Annotated in this window: 23 protein-coding genes; 9 read left to right on the plus strand and 14 right to left on the minus strand. The window is 64.0% G+C overall.

Annotated elements, in window-relative coordinates; genetic code table 11:
• Window positions 1–13 precede the first annotated feature (13 nt).
• Window positions 14–859 carry a universal stress protein gene (locus ACJYUO_RS18015; RefSeq protein WP_494346715.1) on the plus strand — a complete coding sequence of 282 codons (846 nt, stop codon included), beginning with the start codon at window positions 14–16 and terminating at the stop codon, window positions 857–859.
• Between the two features lie 56 nt (window positions 860–915).
• On the opposite strand, the gene ACJYUO_RS18020 is transcribed toward ACJYUO_RS18015, so the two are convergent.
• The 3 genes from ACJYUO_RS18020 to ACJYUO_RS18030 are packed head-to-tail and all read right to left on the minus strand — an operon-like array spanning window position 916 to window position 3,184.
• Entirely contained in the window at window positions 916–1,377 is a 462-nt protein-coding gene (locus tag ACJYUO_RS18020; RefSeq protein ID WP_494346716.1) for a DUF6691 family protein, read from the minus strand.
• Window positions 1,378–1,426: 49 nt separating this feature from the next.
• Window positions 1,427–1,984 (minus strand): YeeE/YedE family protein, encoded by a 558-nt coding sequence (locus tag ACJYUO_RS18025; RefSeq protein ID WP_494346717.1) that lies wholly within the window; start codon window positions 1,982–1,984, stop codon window positions 1,427–1,429.
• Window positions 1,985–1,990: 6 nt separating this feature from the next.
• A complete protein-coding gene (locus ACJYUO_RS18030; protein WP_494346718.1) occupies window positions 1,991–3,184 on the minus strand; it encodes an MBL fold metallo-hydrolase in 1,194 nt (397 codons plus the stop codon).
• A 252-nt stretch (window positions 3,185–3,436) separates the two neighbouring features.
• On the opposite strand from ACJYUO_RS18030, the gene ACJYUO_RS18035 reads away from it, so the two are divergent.
• The 6 genes from ACJYUO_RS18035 (at window position 3,437) to ACJYUO_RS18060 (ending at window position 10,647) form a co-directional block, all read left to right on the plus strand.
• Window positions 3,437–3,682, plus strand: a complete 246-nt coding sequence (locus ACJYUO_RS18035; protein ID WP_494346719.1) for a sulfurtransferase TusA family protein — start codon at window positions 3,437–3,439, stop codon at window positions 3,680–3,682.
• Entirely contained in the window at window positions 3,682–4,284 is a 603-nt protein-coding gene (locus ACJYUO_RS18040) for a DsrE/DsrF/DrsH-like family protein (protein ID WP_494346720.1), read from the plus strand. The genes ACJYUO_RS18035 and ACJYUO_RS18040 overlap by 1 nt, the downstream gene beginning before the upstream one ends.
• A gap of 913 nt (window positions 4,285–5,197) precedes the next feature.
• A complete protein-coding gene (gene nikB / locus ACJYUO_RS18045) occupies window positions 5,198–6,148 on the plus strand; it encodes a nickel ABC transporter permease (protein ID WP_494346721.1) in 951 nt (316 codons plus the stop codon).
• Window positions 6,145–7,053 carry a nickel transporter permease gene (gene nikC, locus ACJYUO_RS18050; protein WP_494346722.1) on the plus strand — a complete coding sequence of 303 codons (909 nt, stop codon included), beginning with the start codon at window positions 6,145–6,147 and terminating at the stop codon, window positions 7,051–7,053. The genes nikB and nikC overlap by 4 nt, the downstream gene beginning before the upstream one ends.
• A gap of 2 nt (window positions 7,054–7,055) precedes the next feature.
• The gene (locus ACJYUO_RS18055; protein WP_494346723.1) at window positions 7,056–9,116 is read left to right on the plus strand and encodes a dipeptide ABC transporter ATP-binding protein; all 2,061 of its coding nucleotides are present in this window, start codon (window positions 7,056–7,058) and stop codon (window positions 9,114–9,116) included.
• Window positions 9,106–10,647 (plus strand): ABC transporter substrate-binding protein, encoded by a 1,542-nt coding sequence (locus ACJYUO_RS18060; protein WP_494346724.1) that lies wholly within the window; start codon window positions 9,106–9,108, stop codon window positions 10,645–10,647. The genes ACJYUO_RS18055 and ACJYUO_RS18060 overlap by 11 nt, the downstream gene beginning before the upstream one ends.
• Window positions 10,648–10,662: 15 nt before the next feature.
• On the opposite strand, the gene ACJYUO_RS18065 is transcribed toward ACJYUO_RS18060, so the two are convergent.
• The 10 genes from ACJYUO_RS18065 to ACJYUO_RS18110 form a co-directional block, all read right to left on the minus strand.
• A complete protein-coding gene (locus tag ACJYUO_RS18065) occupies window positions 10,663–12,051 on the minus strand; it encodes a hemolysin family protein (RefSeq protein WP_494346725.1) in 1,389 nt (462 codons plus the stop codon).
• A 5-nt stretch (window positions 12,052–12,056) separates the two neighbouring features.
• Entirely contained in the window at window positions 12,057–14,159 is a 2,103-nt protein-coding gene (locus ACJYUO_RS18070) for a dipeptide ABC transporter ATP-binding protein (RefSeq protein WP_494346726.1), read from the minus strand.
• Window positions 14,156–15,076, minus strand: a complete 921-nt coding sequence (locus tag ACJYUO_RS18075; protein ID WP_494346727.1) for an ABC transporter permease — start codon at window positions 15,074–15,076, stop codon at window positions 14,156–14,158. The genes ACJYUO_RS18070 and ACJYUO_RS18075 overlap by 4 nt, the downstream gene beginning before the upstream one ends.
• Window positions 15,073–16,068, minus strand: coding sequence for an ABC transporter permease (locus ACJYUO_RS18080; protein ID WP_494346728.1), 996 nt, complete (start codon window positions 16,066–16,068; stop codon window positions 15,073–15,075). The genes ACJYUO_RS18075 and ACJYUO_RS18080 overlap by 4 nt, the downstream gene beginning before the upstream one ends.
• The gene (locus ACJYUO_RS18085) at window positions 16,065–16,247 is read right to left on the minus strand and encodes a hypothetical protein (RefSeq protein WP_494346729.1); all 183 of its coding nucleotides are present in this window, start codon (window positions 16,245–16,247) and stop codon (window positions 16,065–16,067) included. The genes ACJYUO_RS18080 and ACJYUO_RS18085 overlap by 4 nt, the downstream gene beginning before the upstream one ends.
• A 14-nt stretch (window positions 16,248–16,261) precedes the next feature.
• The gene (locus tag ACJYUO_RS18090) at window positions 16,262–18,172 is read right to left on the minus strand and encodes an ABC transporter substrate-binding protein (RefSeq protein ID WP_494346730.1); all 1,911 of its coding nucleotides are present in this window, start codon (window positions 18,170–18,172) and stop codon (window positions 16,262–16,264) included.
• Window positions 18,173–18,288: 116 nt separating this feature from the next.
• On the minus strand, window positions 18,289–18,939 hold the full coding sequence (locus ACJYUO_RS18095; protein ID WP_494346731.1) for a helix-turn-helix domain-containing protein: 651 nt from the start codon (window positions 18,937–18,939) through the stop codon (window positions 18,289–18,291).
• A 99-nt stretch (window positions 18,940–19,038) separates the two neighbouring features.
• On the minus strand, window positions 19,039–20,475 hold the full coding sequence (locus ACJYUO_RS18100; protein WP_494346732.1) for an SLC13 family permease: 1,437 nt from the start codon (window positions 20,473–20,475) through the stop codon (window positions 19,039–19,041).
• 96 nt (window positions 20,476–20,571) lie between these two features.
• Window positions 20,572–21,729 carry an MFS transporter gene (locus ACJYUO_RS18105; protein WP_494346733.1) on the minus strand — a complete coding sequence of 386 codons (1,158 nt, stop codon included), beginning with the start codon at window positions 21,727–21,729 and terminating at the stop codon, window positions 20,572–20,574.
• 1,384 nt (window positions 21,730–23,113) lie between these two features.
• Complete coding sequence (locus ACJYUO_RS18110; RefSeq protein WP_494346734.1) at window positions 23,114–23,869, minus strand: pirin family protein; 756 nt, start codon at window positions 23,867–23,869, stop codon at window positions 23,114–23,116.
• Window positions 23,870–24,071: 202 nt separating this feature from the next.
• Here ACJYUO_RS18110 and sod point away from each other — a divergent pair, with 202 nt between their 5' ends.
• Window positions 24,072–24,674: a superoxide dismutase [Mn] gene (sod, locus tag ACJYUO_RS18115; RefSeq protein WP_494346735.1), complete on the plus strand. Its 603-nt coding sequence runs from the start codon at window positions 24,072–24,074 to the stop codon at window positions 24,672–24,674.
• 192 nt (window positions 24,675–24,866) lie between these two features.
• Here the strand turns inward: sod and ACJYUO_RS18120 are convergent, their stop codons facing one another.
• A complete protein-coding gene (locus tag ACJYUO_RS18120) occupies window positions 24,867–25,823 on the minus strand; it encodes a DUF7351 domain-containing protein (RefSeq protein WP_494346736.1) in 957 nt (318 codons plus the stop codon).
• A 134-nt stretch (window positions 25,824–25,957) separates the two neighbouring features.
• On the opposite strand from ACJYUO_RS18120, the gene ACJYUO_RS18125 reads away from it, so the two are divergent.
• On the plus strand, window positions 25,958–26,593 hold the full coding sequence (locus ACJYUO_RS18125; RefSeq protein ID WP_494346737.1) for a TetR/AcrR family transcriptional regulator: 636 nt from the start codon (window positions 25,958–25,960) through the stop codon (window positions 26,591–26,593).
• Window positions 26,594–26,599 lie beyond the last annotated feature (6 nt).

A 26,599-nucleotide genomic window follows, 5' to 3' on the forward strand; every position in this document is an offset into this window, starting at 1 on the left:
TCTTACGATCCGTATGAAAGCGATCTGTGCGACCGACCTCTCCGCCGCCAGCGAGGCGACGATCGAGAGCGAGACCTGCCTCGAGTGTCTCGGCCGAATCGGCGTCGAGGAACTCCATCTCGTGACCGTGATTCCGTCGAACGTTCACGCTGGAATGCCCGGAATCGACTTCGAAGAGCGACGCGAGCAGTCACTCGGGCGTTACCGTCGTGTCATCGAAGACGCGGGCTTCGACGTGGAGGCACACGTCGTCCGTGGCACACCCCACCGTCGTCTCAACGGGGTCGCGGAGGCGATCGGCGCTAGCCTTACGATCGTCGGTTCACGAGGAGAGAGCCCGCTCGAGAACCGCGTGATCGGCTCGACCGCGCGAAATCTCGCGCGAACGACGGTCGTTCCGCTGCTCGTCAACCGCGTCGAACGCGGGACGGACGAGCCGGATATCCTCCGCGAACACCTGTTCCGACGGCTGCTGTACGCGACGGACTTCTCGGAGAACGCCGAGCGGGCGTTCGAGGCGTTCTCGTATCTTCGTCACGCGACGCGGGAGGCGACGCTCGTTCACGTCGAAACGCCGAAAGATCCGGCGCTTCCGGAGGCTGTCGATCCCGAAGCCCGACTGGCGGAACTGGCAACGCGACTCGAGGAGTGGGGCATCGAGACGCGAACCGAGGTCCGGCGGGGCGATCCCGCCGACGAGATTCTCGCCGCGGAGGCCGAGTACGATCCGACGACGGTCCTCGTCGGCTCACGCGGTCACAGCCGGCTCCGCCGGCTGTTGCTCGGCAGCGTCTCCGAAGACATCGTGGCGCGGGCACACGGGAACGTACTGCTCGTCCCGCCGGAGCGAACGGCCTGACACCAGCGACGAACCGAATCGTTTCGGCACACCGCGAGCGCTCGCGACGAGAGACGTTAGTCGGCACTCGCCGGAGCCGCGTCTGCTCCGGCGCGCTTGCTGCGCCAGACTCCCTGTAGGTACGCGCCGGTGAACATGCCGGCAAGCGCCCACAGGATGGAAACGTTGCCGACGCCGAGGCTGGCGTAGGCAGCGCCCGGACAGATTCCCGAGAGCCCCCAGCCGACGCCGAAGATCCCGCCGCCGATCAGGACGTTCCGGTCGAACGGCTTCAGTCGGCGTTCGTACGGGTCGCCCGTCAGCGGCGCGTTGTCTCGGAGCCGGGGCATTACGGCGAACGCGATTCCGGAGACGATTGCCGCGCCGAACATGACGAACAGCAGTCCGAAGTCCTCGAATTGCAGGAAGTTCAGCACGACTTCCGGACGCGCCATCTGGCTGAACCCGAGTCCGAACCCGAAGAGCAGGCCGCCAACGAGGACCAACGGCATGAACAGGGGATGTCGATTCCGACTCACGGCTCCTCACCTCGCCGTTCGCCATCTCGAGATGTGATTGTCTCGCACATTACGGACTCACCCCCAGCATCGCGACGAACTGTGCGGTCACGATCGCGACCGTTAGAAACGTCACGACGCCGATGATCGAGGTCTTCGACGCCGAGCCGACGCCGCAGACGCCGTGGCCGGACGTACACCCTTTTCCGATTCGGGTGCCGATCCCGACGAGCACGCCGCCGATCAACAGCCGCCAGGCCTGCACGTCGGTCGACCAAAGCGTCACGCCGCCGACCTCGTACAGTTCGCCCGTCGTTCCGGGCTGGTAGAGCGAGGTCGCAATCATCCCGGATTGGACCGTCGCTGCGAACGCCAGTCCGCCCAAGACGATGCCGAGCGTGAACACGACGCGCCAGTCCCGGGACGAGACGTATTGCTGGAAACGTGACTGCTCGGAGGCGTACGACAGCGTCGACTCGAGGAACGTACTCGCCCCGGCCGGGATCCCGGTCCCGATATAAATTACGACCGCGCCGAGGCCCACGAGTACCCCGCCAACGGCGTAGCGGCTGATTCCCTCGGGGAACAGCGCGGCGACCAGTTCGAGCGTGACTAGGTCAGCTACCATCGGACGTTAGTCACCGGCGAGCGATTCCTGGCTCGCGGCGCAGTTGTTCGGCCCGAGCTCGAGTTCGAACGCCGCCTCGTCGTCGACTTCCTGCTGGCCGAGGTTCGTCGGGATGATGTCCGCGTAGTTGGCCGGGCGGGGTGGCATGTCCGAGAGGAGCAACTCGACGAACTCGGCTTCGTCCATCGTCAGGGCGTCCATCCGCTCGACGAGTTGGCCGATCGGTGCCGTGTAGGTGCCGTCATCGGCGGGCTCGGCCGCGTCGCTGACGTGTGCGCCGCCGACGAGCGTGTCGTCGGGCAGGGTCAGCACGCGCTCTTGTAGCGACTCGTAGAGTTGACTGGCGGCCTCGGGTGCGCCGTCGTCACCCTCCTCCAAGTCGGGGCGTGCGACGCTCTCGATGAAGAGACCGTCGCCGGTGGCGAGCAGCGAATCGTCGATCAGGTACGAGGTCATCCCGGAGGTGTGGCCGGGTGTGTAGACCGTTTCGATCGTCGCGTCGCCGACCGCGAACTCGTCGCCGTCCGCGGCCAGCGTCAGCTCGTCGGCGTAGGTAACACCCCGGTCGACCGACGCCTCGGGGATAACGCCTTCGACACCGACGGCGTCGAGCGCGCGGATCCCTGAGATGTGGTCCGCGTGAATGTGCGTATCGATCGCGTACGTTAGCTCCGCGTCGAAGTTGTCGGCGTCCTCGAGATACCGACTCGTGAACGCGCGCAGCGGATCGATCACGGCCGCCTCTGTCCCGTCGACAACGAGGTATCCGAGACAGCCACTCGAGGGGCGCTGGTACTGGTAGAGCGTTCCAGCACCGTCGTAGCGCTCGACTTCGACGCGCTCGTAGATGCGCGCCCAGCCGTTCATCCCATCCTCGAGGTGATCGACGTTGTACCCCCGTTCTTGCAGCGTCGCGGCGACGAACTCGCTCGAGCCCCCCTTCGCACAGAGCACTGTGATTTCGCGATCGTCGGGAATCCGTTCAAGAACGTCGGCGTCGATCTCCTCGTCCAGGAATTCGAAGTACGGGACGTTGATCGACTCGACGGTCTCGCCGTCGATATGCCACTCGTCGTACTCCGATTCCATGCGTGCGTCGAGGAGCGTGATTGTCTCTCCTGTGTCGATACGCTCTTTCAACTTGCCCGGGCTGACCGATTCGACTTCGGCATCCGGCATCGGTAGATCCATGTCGTCCATGTCGTCGGAGTCCAGTACCGGTTACGGGCACTTAAGGATTCCCATGGTATTTCACAATATGTGCAATACAATCTGCTCGCTAAGGGCATATATCGATGCTAGCCTACCTAATTTGGCTCGGAACAGGGGGCTCTATGGCGGCATATTCTTGTTTCGGCATTGGAAGTGTTGTTCGTGTATTGTACAATAACCGGTGTCCTTATAACGCCGCAAACAATATTGTGTGGTAGCTCCAATACGGGGCACAAAACAATGAGTTCGGACTACCAGACCGCGGAGACGCTAGACGTGATAGGACAGTCGTGCCCGATGCCCGTCGTCAAGACCAAGCAGGCGATCGACGATCTCGAGGCCGGTGACGTGCTCGAGGTCGTCGCGACGGACTCGGGCAGCGTGAGCGACATTCAGGGGTGGGCCGACGGCACCGGCGGCGTCGAACTCCTCGAGCAGGTCGAGGCGGATGGTCGCTACACCCACTACGTGAAGAAAACCGAATAATGAGCACGGACAACCCGACGACATCGGCCGACGGGGCGGACACGGAGCCCGACCCCGAATTCGACGCCGCCGAGTTGCAGGCATTGCGCGAGCGCGTCGAGGAACTCGAGGCGTCGCTCGCCGGCGCGGACGCGGGTGACGATCACAAGAAGATGACCATCGTTGCGACCAAGGGAAGCCTCGATATGGCCTATCCACCGCTGATCCTCGCGAGCACGGCGGCCGCTTTCGGCTGGGATGTCGTCGTCTTCCACACGTTCTGGGGGCTCGACATCCTTCACGAGGAGAAGTCGAGGGAACTGCAGCTGTCGGCGGTCGGAAACCCGAACATGCCGCTGCCGAACTCGATCGCCGCCCTTCCCGGAATGGACCGGCTGGCGACGCGGATGATGGCAAAGAAAATCGACGAGAACGGCACCGCGACGATCGAGGAACTCATCGACCTCTCCCTCGAGCAGGGCGTCGATCTCCAGGCCTGTCAGATGACTGTCGATCTGCTGGGGTACGACGAGGACGACCTCTACGACGATGTCACCGTCGGCGTCGGTGCTGCGACCGCCCTGCAACACATGGCCGAATCGGACGTTCAAATCCTCGTTTGACCCGTCAGTTCGCTACGCCTCGATGACCGGCCGCGCCGACCGCTCGGCGAAAACGCGCACGATGCGGGTGCGATAGGAAACGACCACTCTCTCCTTCGATAGAGCTCCGCGAGCGGCCGCAATCATTCTCTCATACGGTTTACTGTAAGCCATTTTCGGCGCAACCGCCGCCCGGGTCGCGGTTGCGCCGGTAAATCGGTACAGCAATCGGTATCAGTCACGTTCGCCGTGCGGACCGTCGAGTAGGTTGCGGATACGGAGCCGTTTCGGAGGGAGTGACCCACCGAATGAGTTCGGCCGTCGGTTCGGATTTCGGTCGGCGTCCGCCTTTCGGACGTTAGCGCGCGCCTCGCGAACACTCGGCTTGTACCGCGTTCCCCGCCGGTACTCTCGTAGGCGAACCGCGGCGACCGTTGGACTGAAAGTTATTAACTTCAATACAAATGTTATTTATAATTCCATTCTAAGAATGTAGTGTTAGTAACAATGGGACTAACGATAGCAACTCCGATCGAGTTGCTCGCCGAGCGTGTCGAGAGCGCGGACCCGAGCAGACTAGCGCTCGACTCGGTTTGTGCCGGTACCAACCGCAGTCGGTCTCGAACGGTCGGGTGTGACGAGCCCGCTCGAGTCGTACTGCTGTCCTCCGGTTTCGAATGCGGGCCGACCCGCATCATCGAATCGGACGGCCCGGCCGCGACGAAATCCGAACCATTACAACTAAACCTTCAGTACTTCAACCAAACTTGTATGAATTCCCCGTTCACTACTGCTCCGGCGGCGGGCGACGGGTCCCGTCGTCGGTCGCCCGGAATCGACCGCGCCCGACGGACGACCGCGTCCGCGCGATCCCACCGTCGCGTCACCCCTCGCGGCGCTCGAGCGCGATTGTCCGTCGACGCCTCCCACTGAGATGTTGCGCGCCCTCGCTGCCCGACTCGGATCCCTGTCGGCCGTGATGGTCGGCGTCTCGATGATCACGTACGGGTTCGTGTTTCTCACGCCGGGCGACCCGGCGCACACGATCCTCAGAGAGCAGCGTCAGAGCTCCCCGTCGGCCTCCGAAGTTGCGGCTTTCCGCGCCGAGCACGGACTGGACGATCCGTTCCTCGTCCAGTACGCATCGTGGCTCACCGACGCGCTCCAAGGCGATCTCGGCACCTCCTACTATCAGTCCGAGCCCGTCACCTCGCTGGTGCTCGCACAGCTGCCGAACACGCTCGAGCTCGCGCTGGCGGCGACGGCCGTCTCGGTGGCGGTCGCCGTTCCGATGGGCGTGGTAAGCGCCGTCCACCACGGCAGTTGGATCGACCGGACCAGCCAGATCACCGCGCTGATCGGCGTCTCGATGCCGAACTTCTGGCTCGGCTACCTGCTGATCCTCGTGTGTTCGCTGTGGCTCGGCCTGACGCCCGTCGGCGGCGCGGGGACCCTCGGTCACCTCGTGTTGCCAGCGCTCACGCTCGGCACCGGCATGGCCGCGATCGTGACGCGGCTCGTTCGAACGTCGATGCTCGAGGTCCTTGATGCCGAGTACGTCGATACCGCGCGATCGAAAGGCGTCCGCGAGCGGCTCGTCGTGTACAAACATGCGCTCCGGAACGCGCTCGTCCCCGTCGTGACGATCGTCGGCCTCCAGTTCGGCACGGTGATCAACGGCGCGGTCATCGTCGAAGCGGTCTTCCAGCGTCCCGGGCTGGGAACGCTACTCGTCGACGCCGTCTTCGCCAGAGACTACCCGATCGTTCAGGGCGTCGTCGTCGTGACGGCGGCCGCGTTCGCCGTAACCAACCAGCTCGTCGATCTCGCGTACATCGCGCTCGATCCCCGCATCGAACGCGGACGCGGAGGTGAGCGACCGTGAGCGACGCGAACGCCGAGCGCGTCCTCGACCGAACTCGATTGGCCGCCCTCCTCGAGCGGGCTCGCCGACTCGTCCCGCGGACGAACACCTCGATCCGAGTCGGCGGCGGGCTCGTCTTCCTGCTCGTGGCTCTCGCCCTCGTCGGTCCGGCGGTGTCACCATACGATCCGACGGCGCAGGTCCTCGAGGCCCGATTACGGGGGCCGTCGCTCGCCCATCCGCTCGGGACCGACGCCCTCGGCCGCGACGTGGCCACCAGACTCGCCTACGGGGCCCGCCTCTCGCTTGCGCTGGCGCTCGGGGCGACGGTCGTGCGCCTCGTGATCGGGACGACAGTCGGCTTGCTCGCCGCGACCGGCAGCCGCGTCGTCGACACCCTCCTGATGCGACTCGTCGATATTCAACTCGCCTTCCCCGGACTCGTGCTCGCGCTCGTGATCGCCGGCGTCCTCGGGCCGAGCTTGCGAAACGTCGTCATCGCGCTTTCGATCGTCGGCTGGGCGTCGTACGCGCGGGTCGTTCGCAGTTGTGTCCTCTCGATTAAGGAGCGGCCGTTCGTCCGCTCGGCGAAACTCTACGGGACGCCGTGGCACCGGCTCGTCCGCCGGCACCTGCTCCCCCACGTCGCGAGTCCGGTGATGATCCTCGCGACGCTCAACCTCGGAACGGTCGTACTCGCGGCCGCCGGCCTCTCGTATCTCGGGCTCGGTGCCCAGCCCCCGACGCCCGAGTGGGGGTCGATGATCGCCGACAGCCGTACCTACCTGCGATCGGCACCGTGGCTCGTCACCGCGCCCGGCGTTGCGATCATGCTGACCGTCATCGCCTTCAACCTGCTCGGCGACGGCCTGCGAGACGTATTAGATCCCGATCACCTCGACGACCGCCAACGGAGGCGAACGTAACGATGGCAGACACGCTTCGAATCGACGACCTCCACGTCCGGTTTCGGACCCGATCCGACACCGTCCACGCGGTAAACGGCGTATCGTTCGACATCGCACCCGGCGAAACAGTCGGTCTCGTTGGCGAGAGCGGCTGCGGAAAGTCGGTTACCGCGCGCTCGATCGTTCGACTCGAGTCGCCGGGCGAGATCGTCGACGGCAGCGTTCGCTACGGCGACCGAGAGCTGACGACGGCCGACGACCGGACGCTCCGGCGGCTTCGCGGTCGGGAGCTCGCGATGGTCTTTCAGGACCCGTCGGCGACGCTGAACCCGGTGTACCCGATCGGCGAGCAGATCGCCGAGGCGCTGCGGATCCACCGCGAGCCGGATCGCCAGCCGCTCCTCGAGGAGTTGGCCCTCGGGATGAGCTCTCGCCTCCGATCGACGCACCTCCGGTCGGAGGTTCTCGAGCTCATGGAGACCGTCGGCATCCCGCGTCCCGACGAGCGGATCGACGCCTACCCCCACCAGTTCAGCGGCGGCATGCGCCAGCGGGCGATGCTCGCGATCGCGCTCGCCCGACGACCGTCCCTGCTGATCGCCGACGAGCCGACGACGGCGCTGGATACGACGACGCAAGCAGCCATCCTCGAGCGACTGGCCGCGCTCAACGAGGACCGCGGGATGGGGATGCTGGTGATCAGCCACGATTTCGACGTCGTCTCGGCGCTGTGTGACCGGGTCGTCGTCATGTACGACGGCGTCGTAGTCGAGCGCGGGCCGACCGAGGAGATCCGATCGAATCCCGCCCACCCCTACACGAAAGCGCTGCTCGAGTGTCTGCCGGGCCGTGCAGATCCCGGCTCACGGCTTCCGACGGTCGAGGGAACGCCGCCGGACGCCACCGCTCCCACAGCGGGGTGTACGTTCGCCGAACGCTGTCCGTTCGCGACCGAAGACTGTCGCGAGCGGGACCCGCCCGTCGTCTCGGCCGGTCCGGAGCGGACGGTTCGGTGTGACGTGCCCGCGGCGCGGAACGCCTCGCTCGAGTCGGCTCACGACCGGCGACGGGCGACGGAGACGACGCAGCCGTCGAGCGGACCGTCCGATCCGTCGGCGCTGGCCGTCGACGGCGGCACGGCCGCCTCCGCAGTGAACACGCCCGTCGATGACCCAGCGGTCGATTCGCCGGCAACTGGCCGCGCGACCGCCGACTCGCCGATGACCGAGTCCGACGGCCGAGAGCCCGCTGCAGAGTCCGCTCGCTCGAGCGAGCCGATTATCGAACTCGAGGGTGTCACGAAGTCGTTCCGACAGTCCGACGCGCTCCTCGACCGCCTCCTCGGTTCGGACGAGCGTATTCCGGCCGTCGAGGGCGTGTCGCTCGCGCTTTCTCCCGGCGAGACCGTCGGTCTCGTCGGCGAAAGCGGCTGCGGCAAGACGACGCTCGCGAAACTCATCGCAGGACTCGAGGAACCCGACGACGGAGCTGTCAGACTCCGCGGCCAGCGGGTCGTCGGCGTCGACGCGCGGACGAGCGCCCAACTCGCCGAACTCGGTGTCGTCTTCCAACATCCCAGTGGGAGTCTCGATCCGAAGCGGACGGTGGCCCAGTCGATCGCGGACCCGCTGTTCGAGGCGGGCTGGTCGAAGCAACGGCGCACCGACCGCGTCGCGGAGGTGCTCTCGCTGGTCGGCCTCTCGCCCGACTGTGGCGACCGGTATCCGAAGCAACTCTCCGGCGGGCAGCGCCAGCGCGTCGCGATCGCCCGCGCGCTCGCACTCGAGCCGTCCGTGCTCGTGTTGGACGAGCCGACGGCCGCTCTCGACGTCTCGGTTCAGGCGACGATCCTGAACCTGCTCGCCGATCTGCAGGCCGACCTCGACCTCGCGTATCTGTTCGTTTCCCACGACCTCGCGGTCGTTCACCACGTCGCGGATCGGGTCGCGGTGATGGATCGCGGCCGGTTCGTCGAGACCGGTCGCGCTCGCTCGGTGCTCTCGACGCCGTCACACCCCTACACGCAAACGCTGCTGGACGCGATTCCGGCTACTGACGACTTCCCACGCAATGACACGTAACGCACGACTCTCGATGGACCGCCGAACCGCACTGCAAACGACGCTCGGGACCGCGACGATCGCCATCGCCGGCTGTCTCTCGAGCGAATCCGCCGCGGCCGACTTCCGGATCGGCGGTCCGTGGAAGCCGACCCGGGACCCCCTCGACGGCGGCAGCATGCTTCGCCGACTCGGCATCACCGAGGCACTCGTCGGCGTCGACGGCGACGCCGCTCCGGCTCCCGAACTGGCGACCGAGTGGGAGCGACTCGACGACCGGCGGTGGGAGTTTACGCTTCGGGAGGGGGTCACGTTTCACGACGGGACCGCCGTCGACGCGACGGCTGCCGTCGCCTCGCTCCGTCGAACCGCCAACGCCGCCGCGTTCGCGGACATCCCGATCGAGACCGTCGAGGCGGTCGACGAAACGACCGTCGCCGTGACGACGGCGACGCCGTTCGCTCCCCTGCCGGCACACCTCTCGCGAAACGAAGCAGTAATCGTCAGCCCCGACGCCGTCGACGCGGACGGATCGGTCACCGACCTGCTTTCTACCGGCCCGTTCGCCGTCGATTCGTTCCAACCCGAAACCGAGATTCGGGCCGTCCCCCACGACTACTACGGGGAGTCGCCCACCCTCGAGTCCGTCCGCTACGAGGTCGTCGCGGACGAGCAGACCCGTCGGCTGAAACTCGAGAACGGCGAACTCGAGATGGCGCGGATTCTTCCCCACGAGATGGTCGACTCGCTCGAGTCGACCGACGGAATCGATGTCTACACGCCGGAGATTCCCCGGATTCGCTTTCTCACGTTCGACACCGACTCGGAGCCGTTCGACGACGAGCGGGTTCGGCGGGCCGTCTCGCTCGCGATCGACCGGGAGGCGATCACGGCGTCGATCCTCGGCGGCATCTCTGACCCCGCCGCGTCCCCGTTTTCCCCGTCGATCACGGAGTGGGCGAATCCGGATCTCGACCGGAATCCGTACGATCCGGAGCGGGCCCGGACGTTGCTCTCGGACGCCGGGTGGATCGACGGCTCCAGCGGCGTCCGAACCCGCGACGGAACGTCGCTTTCCGTCGAGTTCCTCACGTTCGACGCCAGAAACCTCCCGATCATCACCGAAGTGATGCAAGACCACCTCGCCGACGTCGGGATCGACGTCGACGTGACGGTCCTCGAGTACAGCGCGATGGCCGATCGAGTCGACCAGCGTTCGTTCGACGCCTACTTCACGTCGTGGGGTACCCTCTGGTACCCCGATCCCGACCGCCTCACCCAGATGGTCCACTCGACGGCGGCGACGCTACACCACGGCTACGAGAACGATCGCGTCGATACGCTTCTCGAGGAGGCGCGGGCGCTCGACGATAACGCGGCCCGGCGCGAGCGCTACCGCGAGATCCAGGCTATCATCGCCGAAGAAGTCCCGATCGCGGTCATCACCGATTACACTACCGTCATCGCGACCGCGGCCGAAGTCACCGGCTACACCCCTCACCCGACGGAATTGCAGTACGGACTCGAGTCTGTCTCCCTCGAAAACGAGTGACGGGGAACCGGTTCGCTAACTCGAGGCAGCGACACTCGAATCGTCGGCCATCGACGGATCGGGTTCCTCGATTCGGACGCGTTTGATCCGCGTCTCGTCGACGCGTTCGACGGTCAGTTCGACACCGTCGTACACGAACGTCTCGCCGGGGTCGACGAGTCGCCCGGCACGGTTGAACACGAAGCCGGCGATCGTCTCGAACTCTTCGCCTTCCGGGAACTCGATCTCGAGGACGTCGTTGACGGCTTCGATGTTTACCTCGCCGTTGACTCGCACCGTCCGTTCGTCGACGACTTCGATGGGCTCGCTTTCCTGCGTATCGAGTATCTCGCCGACGACCGCCTCGACGATGTCTTCGGTCGTGACGATCCCTTCGGTCGTCCCGAACTCGTCGATCACGACGACCTGTTCGACCCGCTCGGTGCGCATCTCGCGGAACAGTTCGTCAATGTATTTGCTCTCCGGCACGTGTAACGTCTCCTCGATGTGGGCCTCGAGCGAGGCGTCGTCGTCCGACTCGCCGTACCGATCGTCGCGAACGAGGTCGCCGAGTTCGACAACGCCGACGATCGTCTCGAGGTCGCCCTCGTAGACCGGCAGGCGGGTGTGGCGGTTCTCGACGCACTTCGTGACGGCGGCGTCGACCGTCGACGTGCGGGCGACGGCGGCCACGTCCAGCCGCGGCGTCATCACTTCCTTTGCGATGGTGTCGTTGAACCGAAACACCCGTTGGAGCATCTCGCGTTCGTCGGCTTCGATGATTCCCTCGTTCTCGCCAGTCCGGATCAACTCCCGGATTTCCTCGCGGCTCACGTACGACGACTCGACGGCGGTTCCGCCGCCGCTCAGGCGGTTGACCAGCCGGGTCAACGTATCGAACGTGACCACCAGCGGGTACAGCACGTACTTCGAGACCTGTAGCGGTCGAGCGACCGAGAGGGCCCACGACTCCGTATTCTCGATCGCGTAGGATTTCGGCGCGCTTTCGCCGAAGAGGAGGACAACGGCGGTCACGCCGAAGGTTGCCGCCGCCATCGCCTGCCCCTGTCCGACGTACATCGCGAACAGCCCGGTCGCGATCGACGACATCGCGATGTTGACGAGGTTGTTCCCAACGAGGATCGTCACCAGCAGCCGGTGGGGGTCGCTTTTGAGCGCCTGCACGGTCCCTGCACCCGGTCTCCCCTCCTCGACGAGCGCCTCGATTCGGTGATGGGCCAGCGAGAACATTGCGATCTCCGCCGACGAGAAAAACCCCGACAGCACGAGTAACACCAGCAGCGTTCCGATGCCGACACCGGCCACGAGGTTCGTTGACGGGTCGACGCCGACGGCTCCCGAGACGAGCGCCGCGCTATCGCCGTCGACGAGAGCAGTCCCCACCGCGGTCTCGAGGCCGGACATGGCAGTCAGTCACCCACTGAGTCGGTGTTCGCCGACCCCGGGAACTCTGTTTCCTCTCCTGCCGACGCCTCCGTCGGGACGGGACCGTCCTCGCTCTCCGGGAAGTAACACGCCGCTCGGTGGCCCTCGTCGCCGGTTTCGTCGATGGCCGGCTCGGTCTCCCAACAGGACTCCTCAGCCTTCGGGCAGCGCGGGGCGAACGCACAACCCGAGGGCAGGTCGACCGGGTCCGGCGGCTCCCCCTCGAGCAAGACACGCGTTCGATCGGCCGTCGGGTCCTTCTCCGGTGCGGCCGAGAGCAGCGACGCCGTGTAGGGATGCTCTGGCTGGGTCGCGATGCGGTCGACCTCGCCTTCCTCGATGACGCGGCCGAGGTACATGATCGCCAGTCGATCGGATACCTGCGTCAGGCTCGCGAGGTCGTGGGAGATGTAGACGATCCCGATGTCCTCCGCGTCGGCCAATCCTCGCAGCAGGTTCAGCAGGTTGACCTTCAGCGAGACGTCGAGCATCGACGCCGGTTCGTCACAGATCAGGAAGTCCGGGTCCAGTACCAGCGCCTTTGCGACCGCCACGCGCTGGCGCTGTCCACCGGAGAGTTCGTGGGGGTACTTATCGAGGAACGTCTCGGCCGGGGTCAGTCCCACTTTCTCGAGGGTCTCGACGATGGCTTGCTCTTTCTCGTCGGTGCGGTAGTCGTGGATCGTCAGCGGTTCGCCGACGAGTTTCCGAACGGTTTGGCGTGGATTCAGCGAATCGAACGGGTCCTGAAAGATGATCTGGACCTTCCGTCGGAACTCCTGAAGGTTGCCGCCCTGATAGTACTCGTAGGGTTCCCCGTCGAACGTGAACTCGCCCCCGGTCGGCTCCTCAAGCAGGGCCATCGTTTCGCCGAGGGTCGACTTCCCACAGCCGGACTCGCCGGCGACCCCGAGCACCTCCGACCGGCGGACCGACAGCGAGACGCCGTCGACGGCTTTGACGTAGTCGGGATCCTCGCCGCGGACCTTGTCGAGCAGCGGCTGGCTCTGCTCGTAGTGTTTCTCGAGGTCGTCGGTCTCGAGGATGACCTCGCCGCGGTCGGAGTCGGCCTCGCCTTCGTCGGGAATGTTCCACGTCTCCGGTTCGTCGGCGTCCCGCCGGAGTTGGGCCGCCTCCTTGACCCGGTGGCAGGCCGAGCGGTGGTTCCGGTTGGGGAGATCGACCAGTTCGGGATGGGACTGTCCGCACTCCTCGGTGGCGAACGGACAGCGATCCTCGAAGACACACGCCGTCGGCTCCCCGTTCAGGTTCGGCGGGGAGCCGGGAATCGCCACGGGGTCTTCGTTTTCTTCGATCTCCGGGAAGGAGTTTTTCAGCCCCATCGTGTAGGGGTTGGTCGGATTGACGAGCACGTTGTCGACGCTGCCCTGCTCCATGACCTTCCCGCCGTAGAGGATCGACAGCTCGTCGCAGGTCTCGGCGATGACGCCGATCTCGTGGGTGATAAGCAACAGCGAACTGTCCATCCGCTCTTGGATCTCGAGGATCTTGTCGATGATCTTGTCCTGGACGATGACGTCCAGCCCGGTCGTCGGCTCGTCGGCGATGATGAGATCCGGCTCGAGGGCCAGCGCCATCGCGATGGTGACCCGCTGGCGCATCCCGCCGGAGAACTCGTGGGGGTAGTCGTCGATCCGATCGGGATCGAGACCGACCATCTCGAACAGTTCGCGGACGCGGTCGCGAGCCTTCGTATCGCTGACGTTGCGGTGGGTATGGATCGCCTGTGCGATCTGGTCGCCAGTCGACATCACGGGATCGAGCGAGTCCATTGCGCTCTGGGGGATGTAGGCGATATCCTCCCAGAGGATATCACGTCGTTCGGCCGCCGAGAGCGAGGTGAGGTCGGTTCCGTTGAACTCGATCGTCCCACTCTCGACGGTGCCGTTGCCGGGCAGCAGTCCCAGCAGCGCCTCCGCGACGGTGGACTTCCCGGAGCCGGACTCCCCGGCGAGGCCGTAGTTGACGCCCTCGTCGATACTGAACGAGACGTCGTTGACGGCATGGACTGGTTCGTCGTCGGTCGCGTACGTGACTTTCAGGTTTTCGACGTTGAGTAGCGTCATTGGTCGGTCTGGATTTCGGGGTTGATGACTTCCTCGTAGGCGCGGCCGATGAGGAACACCGAGGTCGTTATCGCGGCGATACCGATCGCGGGCGGCAGGACCCACCACCACGCGACGCGCATGTTGCCCGATGCGAACACCTGCCGGAGCATCCGACCCCAGCTGGTCATCGTCGGATCGCCGAAGCCGAGGAAGGCGAGACTCGCCTGCGCGGCGATCGCCCACGCGACGCCGTAGGCGGTGTAGAGGAACCCGATCGGCAACACGTTCGGCGCGACGTGGTACAGCATCGTCCGCAGATTACTCGCGCCGCTGGCTCGGGCGGACCTGACGAACGTTCGCTCGCGGACCGACAGCACCTCCGAGCGGACGACTCGCGCCGGCATCTTCCAGAGGAACGCGGCGATGATCGCCGTGATCAGCCAGATATTCGGCGTCATAAAGGTTAGCAGCAACAGTGCCATCGGCATGAACGGCAGGGAGAACGTCAGGTCGGTCAGTCGCATCAGGAGTTCGTCGACCCAGCCGCCGTAGTAGCCGCTGACGACGCCGACGGTGAAGCCGAGCGCGCCCGTGCCCAGCCCGCCGAACAGGCCGACGATGAGCGTCGGCCGCGCACCGGCGAGGAACTGGCTCAGCACGTCCTTGCCGTAGGCCGTCGTCCCGAAGAACGCGTCAGCGCTCGGAGCGGCGAGTCGGAGCACGGAGCCGCCGTCGCCGCGAACGGTGTGCTCGATCGGATCGTGAGGGGCGAGGAACGGCCCGAACAGCCCGAGGAACACGAACGCTCCGACGACGAGCATGCCGCCGAAGGCCATCGGATCCTGCCGCAGGAACGCGAACTGATCCCGAACCGTCGTCCACAATGCGTCGACGCGCTTGTACAGCTCCGCCTTGGGTTTCGTTTCGGTACTCATGCTGAGCCACCTCCGCTAGTCGACACCGTCGGATCGAAGTACGCGTAGAGGACGTCGGCGGCGAGGTTCGCGATGATGACCGCCAGCGCCATGATGAAGACCGCTGCTTGGACCAGCGGGTAGTCCTGTTGCTGGATGGCCAAAACGAGTTCGCGACCGATACCGGGCCAGCTGAAGACCACCTCGAGCAGGATCAACCCCTGGAAGATCATGCCCAGTCGGAGCGTGAAGTAGGTCAGGATGGGCAGCATCGAATTGCGACCCGCGCGGGCCAGTTGCTCCATCTCGGTGAGTCCCTTCGCCCGATGGAGTTTGAGGAACTCCGAGCCGCGTTTTTCGACGACGCCGTTGCGGGCCAACAGCAGGAAGTCGCCGCTGTAGTAGAGGACGGCGACGGTAAACGGCAAGAGGTAGTGATGGAGGAAGTCGAGCGAGACGAACGTCTCGAGGTAGCCGTCCGGCGTCGCCCGGATCGACCGCATTCCGAGCGCGGGGACGATCTCCAGATTGTACGCGAAGACGATGATGAAGAAGATCGCCGTAATGAACACCGGCGTCGAGCGCAGCAGCGTCGTCGAGACGATGCTCGCCTTCTCGAGGCGGCTGCCCCGGTTCCAGCCGGCGTACATCCCCAACACGGAACTCAGGATCGCCGTGGTCACCAGCGCCGGCACGAGCAGGATCAGCGAGTTGATCAGCCGCGGCTCGAGGACCTCCCAGACCGGCTGGCTCCGCAGGATGGAGTAGCCGAACTGGAAGGTCAGCAGGCTCCCGAGGTAGTTGATATACTGTTTCCAGATCGACTGATCGAGCCCGTACATCGCCCGGATCTCGTCGATCTGCTCCTGATTGAGGTTCCCCGAGGTGACGAGCGCCTCGAAGGGGCTCCCCGGCAGGAGCCGGAGAACGACGAAGATGACCGAGACGGCGACCAGCGTCAGGAGGACCGAGATCGCGAGCCGCTTGAGCAGGAACCGCTGGAATTTGCTCATCGGTTCGCACCTCCTCCGATACCGGTCGCCGGCCGCGTCTTTGCACCGGCCGCGCCGTCGCGCTTGAGCGGTGTGCGCTCTGACGGGGCTCGAGCGGCGGTGCGGTCGGGGTGTCGGTTCGCCTCGAATCGGGTCCGCCCCCGCGGCGGTCGCGGGACGCGGTCGGTGGTGTGGTCCATTGGTGTCTGGCCGTTCATGAGAAATTTGGCTGGTCGAGGTCCGAGCGGCGCTCGTTGGTGTTTTCGGGCTGGAGTCGCTCGACGAACGCGCCCCACGCGTCGCCGTTGGGGAACCGCAAATTACCGTCGCCGTCCCACGTGTAGCCCGCTCGCTCAAGGATGGTTCGCGCCTCCTCGACGTCGTAGCTGTAGTCGGTCGTGTCGGGGTTGTGCCACTGGGTGAGCGACGAGATCAGGTTCTCGCCGTTCGGTACGGTCGCCTGCCCTTGGAGGAAGTCCTCGACGAACCCCTCCGAGTCGATCGCTTTCGCCAGCGCGACGCGGAACTCCTTGTCCCGGATCGGCGGACAGGAGAACATGAGCTTCGCGTTCAGCGGCGCGTAACTCCCGACGGACATCTTCTCGATCCCGTCCGTGTTGGCCGCGCGGTCGGCCTGCAGGTCCGAGAGGTTCGTCCCGATGGCGTCGATCGATCCGCTCTCGAGCGAGCCGATCAGCGCGTCGACGTTGCTCACGTTGATCCAGATGACGCTCTCGACGCCGGGGCCGCGCTCGGCCTGCTCGCCGAGCGCGTCGGCCCGCCAGTCGTCGTCGAACATCCAGTGGTCGTCGTTGCGCGAGGCCTCGAACCGAGTTCCCTGTTCCCAGTCTTCGAACTGGAAGGGGCCGGTTCCGACGGGAGCGTCCGGGTTGTGTTGGGACGGGTTATCGACGTCTTCCCACCGATGTTTCGGGAGGATCACGCTCCGGACGACCCGCTGGGTCATGAACGAGGCGTCGGGGTTCGACAGGTTGAACCGCACTTCGTGATCGCCGAGCACCTCAACGGATTCGATCGGCTCGTAGAACGGCACCTGACTCGTCGAGGCGTATTCGTCGTACAGTTCGACGGTGAACTTCACGTCTTCGGCGGTGAACGCCTCGCCGTCGTGCCACTCGACGCCCTCGCGGAGCTCGAGTTCGACGGTCGTATCGTCGACGAACCCGCCGCCGGTCGCCAGCGCGGGGACCACGTCGAGATCCGGCGTCGCGTCGAACAGGCCGTCGTAAATGAACGTGAGTCGCTTCGCCTCCGCGCCGCCGGCAGCCCACGGCAGGTTCAGCGAGTTCATCGACGTGGTGACGCCCTTGACGTACGTTCGACTGTCCGTCTCGGGTTGCAGGTTCACTTCGGTCCAGACGAACGAGTCCATCGTCGGGCCGTTGCCCGGTGTCTCGACGTAGCCGCTCCAGCGCTCCGTGTTCACCGCCGTGATGATGTTCGGGTACAGCGTGATGAGCGCCCCGACGTCTTCGGCGAACAGTTCCTGTGCGCGGTCGACGAGTTCTTCGCGCTCCTCACGATCGGTCGTCTGGGCCTGTTCCGTGAGGACTTCCTGTAACTCGGGATTGTAGTAATTGTCGTAGTTCGAAAGCGATCCCTCGGTTGCGCGCATCAACAGCGGGTTCGGATCGAGCCCCCGCTGCGGGTCGGGCCCGTGCGTGCTCATCGAGATAACCGCCTCGAGACCCGCTACCGTCCAACTCTGTGCGTACAGCTGGTTCAACGGGCGGTCGTTGAGCGAGACGGCGATCCCGAGATCGTTGAGACCGCGTTGGACCATCAGCGCGTGTTCGCGCATCCACGGGTCGTCTTCGCTCGAGAACTCGACGGGGAACCGGTCGAGCACCGCGCCGGCCGTCGCGCTGTAGTCCAGCGGCGGCGAGTCCGCGTCGATGGTCTCCCACTCGCGCCAGTACTTCGTTCCGACGGTTTCCGGGACGCCCTCGGGAACCTCCGGCTCGAGACTCTCACCGCGACTGGCGTTACAGCCGGCCAGTACGCTCGTTCCGAGCGCCCCGGCAGCCGTGACGAGATAGCCACGTCGCGTGAGTCCGCTGCCAACCCCTGTGGCCGAACCCTCATGATTTTCTTGCGTCGTCATCCAGCCCCACGTTACGGGCTCACTAGGTTCGGTTTACTCCCTATCGCCCTCGATAGCTATCATACTTTATATCGGGGCGGACAAATAGCGCTCTCGAAGCGAACGCGGCTATCCGATTACTCTCGGGGACCGTAGATTAGTTCGAGCAACGTTCGTTCGGCGGTCCGAAGTCGTTCGCTCACCGTCGACTGAGCGACGTCGAGTTCGTCGGCGAGATCCGTCGCCGACGCCTCTCGAGGGACATCGAAATAGCCGCTGTTGTACGCCGTTTCGAGCACCGCCAACTGTTCGTCGGTGAGTTTCGAGACGAGGACCTCGGTCAATCGTCCGCTATCGAGCGGTTCGCCCGGCTCCTCGTTTTGGGTCACCGACAGGAGTTCGAACTCGCCGAGTGTCTCTTGGATTTCGTCGGCCATCGACCGGAACTGGTCCCAGTCGCGCGTCGTCGTCACGACTTCGAAGACGCCGTTCTGGAGAACGATGCGGTTCGGAATCGCCTCTTGGCGCAGAACGAGACTCAGGATAAACGGATACGACTCGTTGGATAGGATCGTGAGCCGGCGAATCTCGAGTTCGTCGGATCCGGTCGGAATCTCGCTGCTGTAGAACAGGGTCGCGCCGGGGATGTCTTCGATGACCGCTTCGGGGTCGAACCCGGCGTTCGACGCGACGGTTAGCGACTCGATCCACGTGCCGTCCTCGACGTAGAACGCGTTGTCGAGCTCGATGCTTCGGACGTCGTCTAGCTCCCGCTGGAGCTTCGCCATCACGCCCGTCGGGACAGTAGTGAACTCAACGCGTAGAATTGGCGACCAACCTATTGGGAAGAGTCCGGTCCGGCCATATATAGCTCACGCTTGTCCGGATCAGGTTATCAGCGGCCAGTAAACGAGCCACGACAGGGCGGCGACCCCCGCTGATAGTACCATCGTGACGATGCCGAACGAAGCGACATCGCGGTGTGATAGCGGCCCTCGATCCATCGAGACCAGCACCGCCGTCGTGTTGAACGGCAGGATCGTCGTCGAACCGACGACCAGCAACACGGTCAGCGCGAGCGGCAGTTGGTCGATGCCGAACGCGTCCGCGAACTCGAGGACGATCGGGAGCGCGACGACGATCGCCGCCGACCCCGTCGAGAACATGACCCTGATCCCGACGGCAATGGCGACTAGCACCGCAATGATCTGCCAGTGAACGAGCAGTTCGAACGGAACCCACCGCGTGAGGGCGTCGATAACAGCCTCGATCGCGCCGGTCGTGTCCAGTACGTCGAGGATCGACAACATCGCGCCGATGAGGAAGATGATCCCCCAGTTCACCCCCGCGATATCTTCCGCCGTAATGACGCCGACGGACGGCACGGAGAGCACCGTAACCGCGGCGACAGCCGGGAGTACCGTTGGAATCCCGACGAACGATCCGACGATCCAGCTTACGACAGCACCGATGAGGACGATCCCGACGAGTCGCTGCTCACGAGTCAGCGAAGACGTTCCGTTGCCGTCGGTCTCCAGTCGCATCTCGCTGTCCGTGCCGATCGTCGCCTCGCCGTCGACTGACGCGAACAGGCCCGCACAGAGGGTCGTCAACGCGTAGAGGAGGATCGTCGGCGGCACCATCAACACGGCCCACTCGACCCACGTTATCGGTCGAACCGTCGTCCCAACGATTTCGGAGGTGACCAACGCCATTCCGCCGCCGGTCATGAGCGCCATCGACGCGATCGGGTTGACGTGGCCGAGAACGAGAAACGCCCCACGCTTGAACCGCTCGTCTGTTTCGACTTCGAACGCACCGCCGAGTCGGTTCACGATCGGAATGAACGTTACCGCGCGGGCCATCGCAGATGGCATCACCAGCGCCAGGGCGAGCAGACTCCCGGCGACCGAGTGCAGCGTTCCACGCGGCGTACTGTCCGCGGTTAGCAGTCGCCGCGCCACCTGCTGGTCGAGATCGACGCTCGCCGTCGCATCTCCCAACAAGAGCAGCAACAGTAGGAAGAAGACGAGCGTCGACGTGAATCCCGTCGCCGCCGCGGAAAACGAATCGACGGTCCCCAACGCGAACAGCAACGCGACACTGAGAACGCTCGAGACGACGTACGGGACGGGTCGGGTCAGCCACAGGACGAGCGCGGCCACGAAAACTGCCAGCGTGCGCTGTCCGTCCACGGTCAGCGCTGGCGGCGGGGAAAGCGTCGCGCCGCCGGTGAGAACACAAACCGCGACGAGAAGTCCCACTGCTTGCCGGGATGGCAGTCTCGTCTTTCCTCCTGACCGTCCCTCGAGCCAATCCCTCATTACAGCTATCGTTGCCGTTTCCGCTGAAGAATGTGGTGACACGGCGACTGCTGCTGTTCGGCGTCACCCCCACCCCGGGAACTGTCCGTCGCCGTTTCAACTCGGCAATCGCCCGGATCGCTCGAGGAAGAACAGGAGAGCGACTACCGCTCCGAGGACGAGGGCCGCAGTGCGAAACACCGAGCCGTACGAGTGGCCGCGCTCGAGAACGATGCCCAGGGCGGAGGAGCCGAGCGCTTGTGTGAGCATCCACATCGAACTGAACGTGGCGTAGGCGCTGCCGCGCGTCGAATCCGGGAGTGTGTCCAGGAGATAGGTGTCGGTGGCTGGAAACAAGGCGTGGGTGACGAAGCCCAGAGCGGCAGAGAGGACGATCAGCGCGAGTAGGCCGTCGACGAGCGTGCCGACGAATAGGGTGACGGCGAACAGACTGACGATTCCGAGGAGGTACGGGACGTGCGGGAGCCTGTCGCCGAGATCGCCACCGACGTAAAATGCGGGAACACCGGCCGCGAAGACGATCGTCAGCATCGTCCCTGCCGCCCGATCCGAGAGCCCCTTCGATCGCATGTACAGTTCGTAGAAGTTGAACACGCCCTGCCAGACGAACGAGGCGAGTCCGACCAGTGCCAACGCCGTCACGATGAGTCGCCACTCCGAGAGCGCGCCGGCGACGAAGTCGCGATCGTCGCGGCCCGCCCTCGGGATCTCGGTCCGGCGAGCGACGATCCACGTGTACCCGGTCACCAGCGCCGCGCCACCGGCGAGTATCCAGAAGGCGAGTCGCCAATCGACGAGGAGCGTAACCGCGACGAACGGGGCGGCGGCCACCGCGCCGAGCTGATTGGCAGCGCCGTGGATTCCCATGACGCGCCCGACCCGCGCGGGATACAGTTCGCTCAAAAGCGGGTTCGCCGAGACGAAATAGATCCCCGAGGCGATCCCCATCAGGAAGGCACCGATCATGAGAGAGCGGACCGTCGTCGCGGTCGCGGCGATGCCGGCGGAAACGGAGAGCACGATTCCGGACGCGACGACGACGTGGTGTCGCGGGGCTTTCGTGAGTAGCCAACCGGTGGGCAGTCGAAGGGACGCGCTCCCGACCCACGCGAGCGTCACGATCAGCCCCGCGGTTGCCTCGCCAATCGGGAACTCGGCGATGAACACGTCCAGCAACGGCGCGAAGATGATCCTCGCGAGATTGATGAAGAAGACGAATCCACAGAGGGAACCGAAGAGTCGAGCGCGGGTCACAGTCGCTCTTTCCGACAGGTGGTCTCAAGCGTTCCGAATCCGGACTGTCTTCCGCTGGTATCTCCCGATTCCGCTGGTGGCCCTTGAGTCCGATTCGAGGAGCCGTCTACTCGAGCGCAGTTCTCGCCCTGCAGCCCTCATCAGAAACGAGTCAGTCGTCGGCGAGGACGATTTCGAGTAACTGGGAATCGGATAGAAGTTGATAAGGGCATCCCCGAACATGTTATTCGTCGCGCAACCCGCTGTGCGCGACAGACCGCGATCCAATCAGCCACCTACCATCACCCTACTGTGGCCCCGACGGTGGGTCCCCCTCCCACCGTCGACCTGTCGCTTTACTCCTCAAGGATTTCACCACCGCTTCGTCACAATCGCTTGCTCGGCGTTTCTTGAACGCGTCTGCTAGCTCGACTGGGTAGTGTGACTATCGCGATCTCGTCTCATTCCCTGGCAGCGGAGTTTCATATTCCTATCGAGCAGCCATCGCCTTCGTACGAAAAAATACATATGGGAAAATATACTATCGATATCTTCTCGGATAGAATATAGACCAAGAGCGAATTGGATCTTCCCCGTTCACGACCGCTGTCGGAATCCGTATCGGTTGCGCTCGAGAGCATACTCCCGCACCGTTTCGTCGGTGGGTACGGCTCCTCGAGATGTCCTCGGTCGAGATATCTGTACAGAACACGTTCTATAAACATACCCAGAGTTGCCGAATTGAGTCGTCTCCGGTAGAAAATCACATTTTTGTTGAAGGTGCCGTGTCTGCTGCTATGACGGAAGCTAAATAGTATTTGATTGATCAACCCGTTAGTCAGCGACCCGCCACCACCAACCGTTGCTGATCTCACGGACCCAAGACGACTGCCGTTCCGATTCCGACTACTACCCAATTCATAAAAATTCAGAGTAATATATGAAACAGACTGTTTCAACAGATAGTGGTGTTTCGGTATGGCACTCGAGTATCACATCTCGTCGTTCTCTCGAGGGCAGTACTATCGTCTTCCCCATCGGTATAATTCTATTACAGGGATAATCGAGATGGGAGATGGGTATTTCATCCTCTTCCGTTGACGAGTTCTCGCTGTACACCCCTACAGTTGTAAATCCGAGATGTACCATTTGGTCAAAACCGAGTCGAAATCGTCCGGGGTCCAGGCAATCGAAGTCCTCGAAACGCTGCTGTGGGCCAGGTGACTACGGAACGAAGCGGGTTCGGTTCAATACGAGACTGCTGATGCTCTCCTGTAACGTTCGGAAACTCGATGCTCTCCCATCTCGGGGAGTCGATCGGGCGCGAGGCAAATCGCTCTCGCGGAAGGGATCAGTCCACGAACGAAACGGAAAACACCCACCGCAAACCCGATTCACCGAGTGATCAGAAGACGAACGGCCCTTGCTGGCGAATCGGCTCTTCGTGTGGCAGCCCGGAGACGGCGACGAGACGGAACGGATCGTCGCTGTCGTTCTCGATGACGATCTCTCGAGTGTCCGTGACGGGGAGGACATCGCCTTCCTCGAAGTTGTCTCCGTCGACGGTACCTGCTCCGGTGACGCCGTAGAGAAAGCCGGACCAGCCGTCGGGCAGCGTCCACGTCCACGTGTCGTCGACGCGGACGTCCAAGTACTCCATCTCCGTGTGGAGGTCGATCGGCGAGCCGTCGCCGACGACGGTGGTTACGGTCGCGCCGTCGACCGCTGTGGTGGGGAGTTCCTCCGCCGATGCGTCGATGTAGTCCGGGTCCGCTTCTTTCTCATTGCGCGGTAGGTTCACCCAGAGTTGGAGGCCGTTACAGGCCGCGCCGTCTGCGGGAAACTCGGAGTGTTGAATCCCGCTACCGGTCGTAATGCGCATGGCGTCGTTCTCGTAGGCGGTGTGCTCGACGCCCAGCGAATCCTCGTGGTCCATCCCGCCCTCGATCATGTAGGAGACGATCTCGAAGCCCTTGTGGGCGTGCATCGGGAAGCCCTTGTCCGGGTCGATATAGAAGCGCTCGAAGAGCACGAACGGGTCGAGGTTCGCCTGGTACTCGTTCGTCGGGAACGCGCGGTTCGAGTTGACGCCCGTTCCGTGCTGGACGCGTTGGCCCGGGAGCGGTTCGTCGACACGCTGCTCGGCCTCATCTGTTGTCATATACGACCCGACGCTCTCACTCCTGATAAGCATCCCGTATGCGGAATCGAAATCCGGTCAGTGAAAATATACCGTTTCCTTCGTTTTGTCTCATGCGGAGTATTTGTGGCCTGTAACGGACAATACGGAATACCAGTTCGATTACTTGAACACGATACAGAGAACGTTCATAGTTACGGCGTGTGTAGCCATGATCGGAAACATGAGCGACTACGAACTACCGCCGCTGCCGTACGACTACGACGCACTCGAGCCGGCCCTGTCCGAACAGGTACTGACCTGGCATCACGACACGCACCATCAGGGCTACGTCAACGGCTGGAACGCAGCCGAGGAAACGCTCGCGGAGAACCGCGAGGCGGGCGACTTCTCTTCCTCTGCGGGCGCGCTCCGCAACGTCACCCACAACGGGTCCGGACACGTACTGCACACGCTCTTCTGGGAGTCCATGAGCCCCGAGGGCGGCGACGAGCCCGAGGGCGACCTCGCTGACCGCATCGCCGAGGACTTCGGTTCCTACGAGGCTTGGAAGGGCGAATTCGAGGCCGCCGCGTCCGCCGCGGGCGGCTGGGCGCTGCTCGTCTACGACAGTCACAGCGAACAGCTGCGAAACGTCGTCGTAGACAAGCACGACCAAGGTGCGCTCTGGGGGAGCCACCCGATTCTCGCACTGGACGTCTGGGAGCACTCCTACTACCACGATTACGGGCCGGCCCGCGGCGACTTCGTCGAGAGCTTCTTCGACGTCGTCGACTGGGACGAACCTTCGAGCCGCTACGAAGCGGCCGTCGAACGCTTCGAATAAGCGGCTACACGCGACGATCGCGCGGTTCCCGGCCTATCGAGGCCACCCCATCGAGAAATCGATGGGTCCCGTGGGCTTTCGTCCGCTGGCCGCGTTGCGGACGTTTTCTGTACTCGAGTACAGTTGAGTCGAGAGACCGCCTGTACAACGACACGTCACACGCTCGCTCGAGGCCTCCCTCTACCGAGCGCCCTATTCGGGGAGTTGCTCGACGACAGCGGTGTCGATGACCGAGACGGAGTCGTCGAGGAGAACCTGCAGTTCGTCGTCCCCACAGGGGATGGTCACTCGGACGCGCAACGGGTCCGTTTCGGTGACTGTCGTCCGGCTATCGCTCACGCACCAGTCGAAGTGCCAGAAGGGTTCGGTGTTCAGATCGACATCGCGTTCGGAGTGGAAGACGAGAACCTCGGCGTTGTCGAGAAGGGTGACGCCGACCGTCGACTGGAGCCGGTAACTACAGCGCTGACAGACGTGCTCGACGGCAACCTCGAGGTCTTCATCGTCGGGATCGCGAACGAGGTCGGTTTCGACCGGGCCGGTACACTCCGGGCAGACGCCGTCGGCGGCGAGACAGTAGTGGTGGCGGACGTAATGATGGAACGCTTGGAGGAGGTCGTCCGTCGTGCGATCGTCGAGGCCGCCCGAGGGGAACGGATAGCTCACTTGGATGGTGCCGCAGTCGGTACAGCCGATGGTGAGAGTGTCGTCGACGTACCAGCCGTGGAGGGGACCGTCGCAGGCGTAACAGGAGCCGGTGGCGGGAAAGAAACCGAGTTGGGCGCGCTCGGTGAGCGTCCCGGTAAAGATGGAACTGACGACTTTCCGTCCAGGGTAGCGGAACGCGTAGCCGTCGTCGCTCTGCTTGATGAAGTGGCCGGTGAGCTTCTGGAGGTGGTAGTTGAAGTTCGCACTGTCCGTGATGTCCACCCGTTCGAATAGTTCCGTAAAGCGGACGGGAGCGTCGTCGGCACCGAGCTCGAGGAGTGCACGGAGGATTTCGACGCGCGTGTCGTTCCCGAGGACGGCAAATACGTCCGCGGGGACCATTTGTGACTCCGTCCGGGCGACCGGTTTGCCGCCGCCGTCGCGGTCGATGTCCCCCTCTGTTCCCGTCCCGGCGTCGGCGGTTCGATCGAACTGGCTCATAGAGACGAATTCGTTGACCGATCGGTAAAGGATACCGAAACCTGCTCCGGGGTCGGTAGTGGTCAGCCATCCGGAACGCCGTCTCCGAGCGGCGTCCCACGAGACTGATAAGGCACTCGCTCGTATCCGTCGGTATGACCTCGTCACGCGACCCGGATGCGTCTCTCGAGACGCGAGAGGCGATCATGGAGGCGACGTTCCGAGCGCTTAGCAAGCACGGCTCGACGGACCTGCGCGTGCGGGATATCGGTGCGGAGTTCGACAAGAGCCGAACGCTCATCCACTACCACTTCGACGGGAAACACGATCTCATCTCCTCGTTTCTCGAGTACCTCGTCGAGCAGTACGAGGACCAACCCGACGTGGACGAAACGGCGGATCCATGGGCGGCGTTACACGTCCGTATCGAACAATGTCTCTTCGGGCCCGACCTCGGCGCGGAGTTCGACCACTGGGAGCGCATGAAAGTCTACCACGAACTCTTCTCGCAGGCCCAGCACAACGACCGCCACCGCGAGGCGTTCAACGAACATTACGACGAACTCCGGGAGAACATCGCTCGAGTGCTTCGCATCGGCATCGAGCAGGGCGACTTTCGTGATGTTGATGTCGCAGACATGGCACAACTCATCACCGATGTCATCCACGCCGCACGGGCCAGGAAAATCTCGCTCGGGCACGACGATGCCCCCGAACAGGCGCTGCGTGCGGTCGACGAGTTCGTCTTCCCCGCGCTTCGCCCGCAGTCCGCTTCGGACAACCGAGCGTGATTCCGG

The sequence above is a fragment of the Natrinema sp. CRL1 genome (assembly GCF_059162405.1).

Bases quoted from the DNA above. Each gene is read 5' to 3' on its own strand.
- ACJYUO_RS18025 (WP_494346717.1), bottom strand. From the start codon at position 1,984: ATGGTAGCTGACCTAGTCACGCTCGAACTGGTCGCCGCGCTGTTCCCC.
- ACJYUO_RS18035 (WP_494346719.1), top strand. From the start codon at position 3,437: ATGAGTTCGGACTACCAGACCGCGGAGACGCTAGACGTGATAGGACAG.
- ACJYUO_RS18075 (WP_494346727.1), bottom strand. From the start codon at position 15,076: ATGAGTACCGAAACGAAACCCAAGGCGGAGCTGTACAAGCGCGTCGAC.
- ACJYUO_RS18095 (WP_494346731.1), bottom strand. From the start codon at position 18,939: ATGGCGAAGCTCCAGCGGGAGCTAGACGACGTCCGAAGCATCGAGCTC.
- ACJYUO_RS18065 (WP_494346725.1), bottom strand. From the start codon at position 12,051: ATGTCCGGCCTCGAGACCGCGGTGGGGACTGCTCTCGTCGACGGCGAT.
- ACJYUO_RS18070 (WP_494346726.1), bottom strand. From the start codon at position 14,159: ATGACGCTACTCAACGTCGAAAACCTGAAAGTCACGTACGCGACCGAC.
- ACJYUO_RS18085 (WP_494346729.1), bottom strand. From the start codon at position 16,247: ATGGACCACACCACCGACCGCGTCCCGCGACCGCCGCGGGGGCGGACC.
- ACJYUO_RS18040 (WP_494346720.1), top strand. From the start codon at position 3,682: ATGAGCACGGACAACCCGACGACATCGGCCGACGGGGCGGACACGGAG.
- ACJYUO_RS18125 (WP_494346737.1), top strand. From the start codon at position 25,958: ATGACCTCGTCACGCGACCCGGATGCGTCTCTCGAGACGCGAGAGGCG.
- ACJYUO_RS18120 (WP_494346736.1), bottom strand. From the start codon at position 25,823: ATGAGCCAGTTCGATCGAACCGCCGACGCCGGGACGGGAACAGAGGGG.
- ACJYUO_RS18100 (WP_494346732.1), bottom strand. From the start codon at position 20,475: ATGAGGGATTGGCTCGAGGGACGGTCAGGAGGAAAGACGAGACTGCCA.
- ACJYUO_RS18060 (WP_494346724.1), top strand. From the start codon at position 9,106: ATGACACGTAACGCACGACTCTCGATGGACCGCCGAACCGCACTGCAA.
- nikB (WP_494346721.1), top strand. From the start codon at position 5,198: ATGTTGCGCGCCCTCGCTGCCCGACTCGGATCCCTGTCGGCCGTGATG.
- ACJYUO_RS18055 (WP_494346723.1), top strand. From the start codon at position 7,056: ATGGCAGACACGCTTCGAATCGACGACCTCCACGTCCGGTTTCGGACC.
- ACJYUO_RS18080 (WP_494346728.1), bottom strand. From the start codon at position 16,068: ATGAGCAAATTCCAGCGGTTCCTGCTCAAGCGGCTCGCGATCTCGGTC.
- sod (WP_494346735.1), top strand. From the start codon at position 24,072: ATGAGCGACTACGAACTACCGCCGCTGCCGTACGACTACGACGCACTC.
- ACJYUO_RS18015 (WP_494346715.1), top strand. From the start codon at position 14: ATGAAAGCGATCTGTGCGACCGACCTCTCCGCCGCCAGCGAGGCGACG.
- ACJYUO_RS18030 (WP_494346718.1), bottom strand. From the start codon at position 3,184: ATGGACGACATGGATCTACCGATGCCGGATGCCGAAGTCGAATCGGTC.
- ACJYUO_RS18110 (WP_494346734.1), bottom strand. From the start codon at position 23,869: ATGACAACAGATGAGGCCGAGCAGCGTGTCGACGAACCGCTCCCGGGC.
- ACJYUO_RS18090 (WP_494346730.1), bottom strand. From the start codon at position 18,172: ATGACGACGCAAGAAAATCATGAGGGTTCGGCCACAGGGGTTGGCAGC.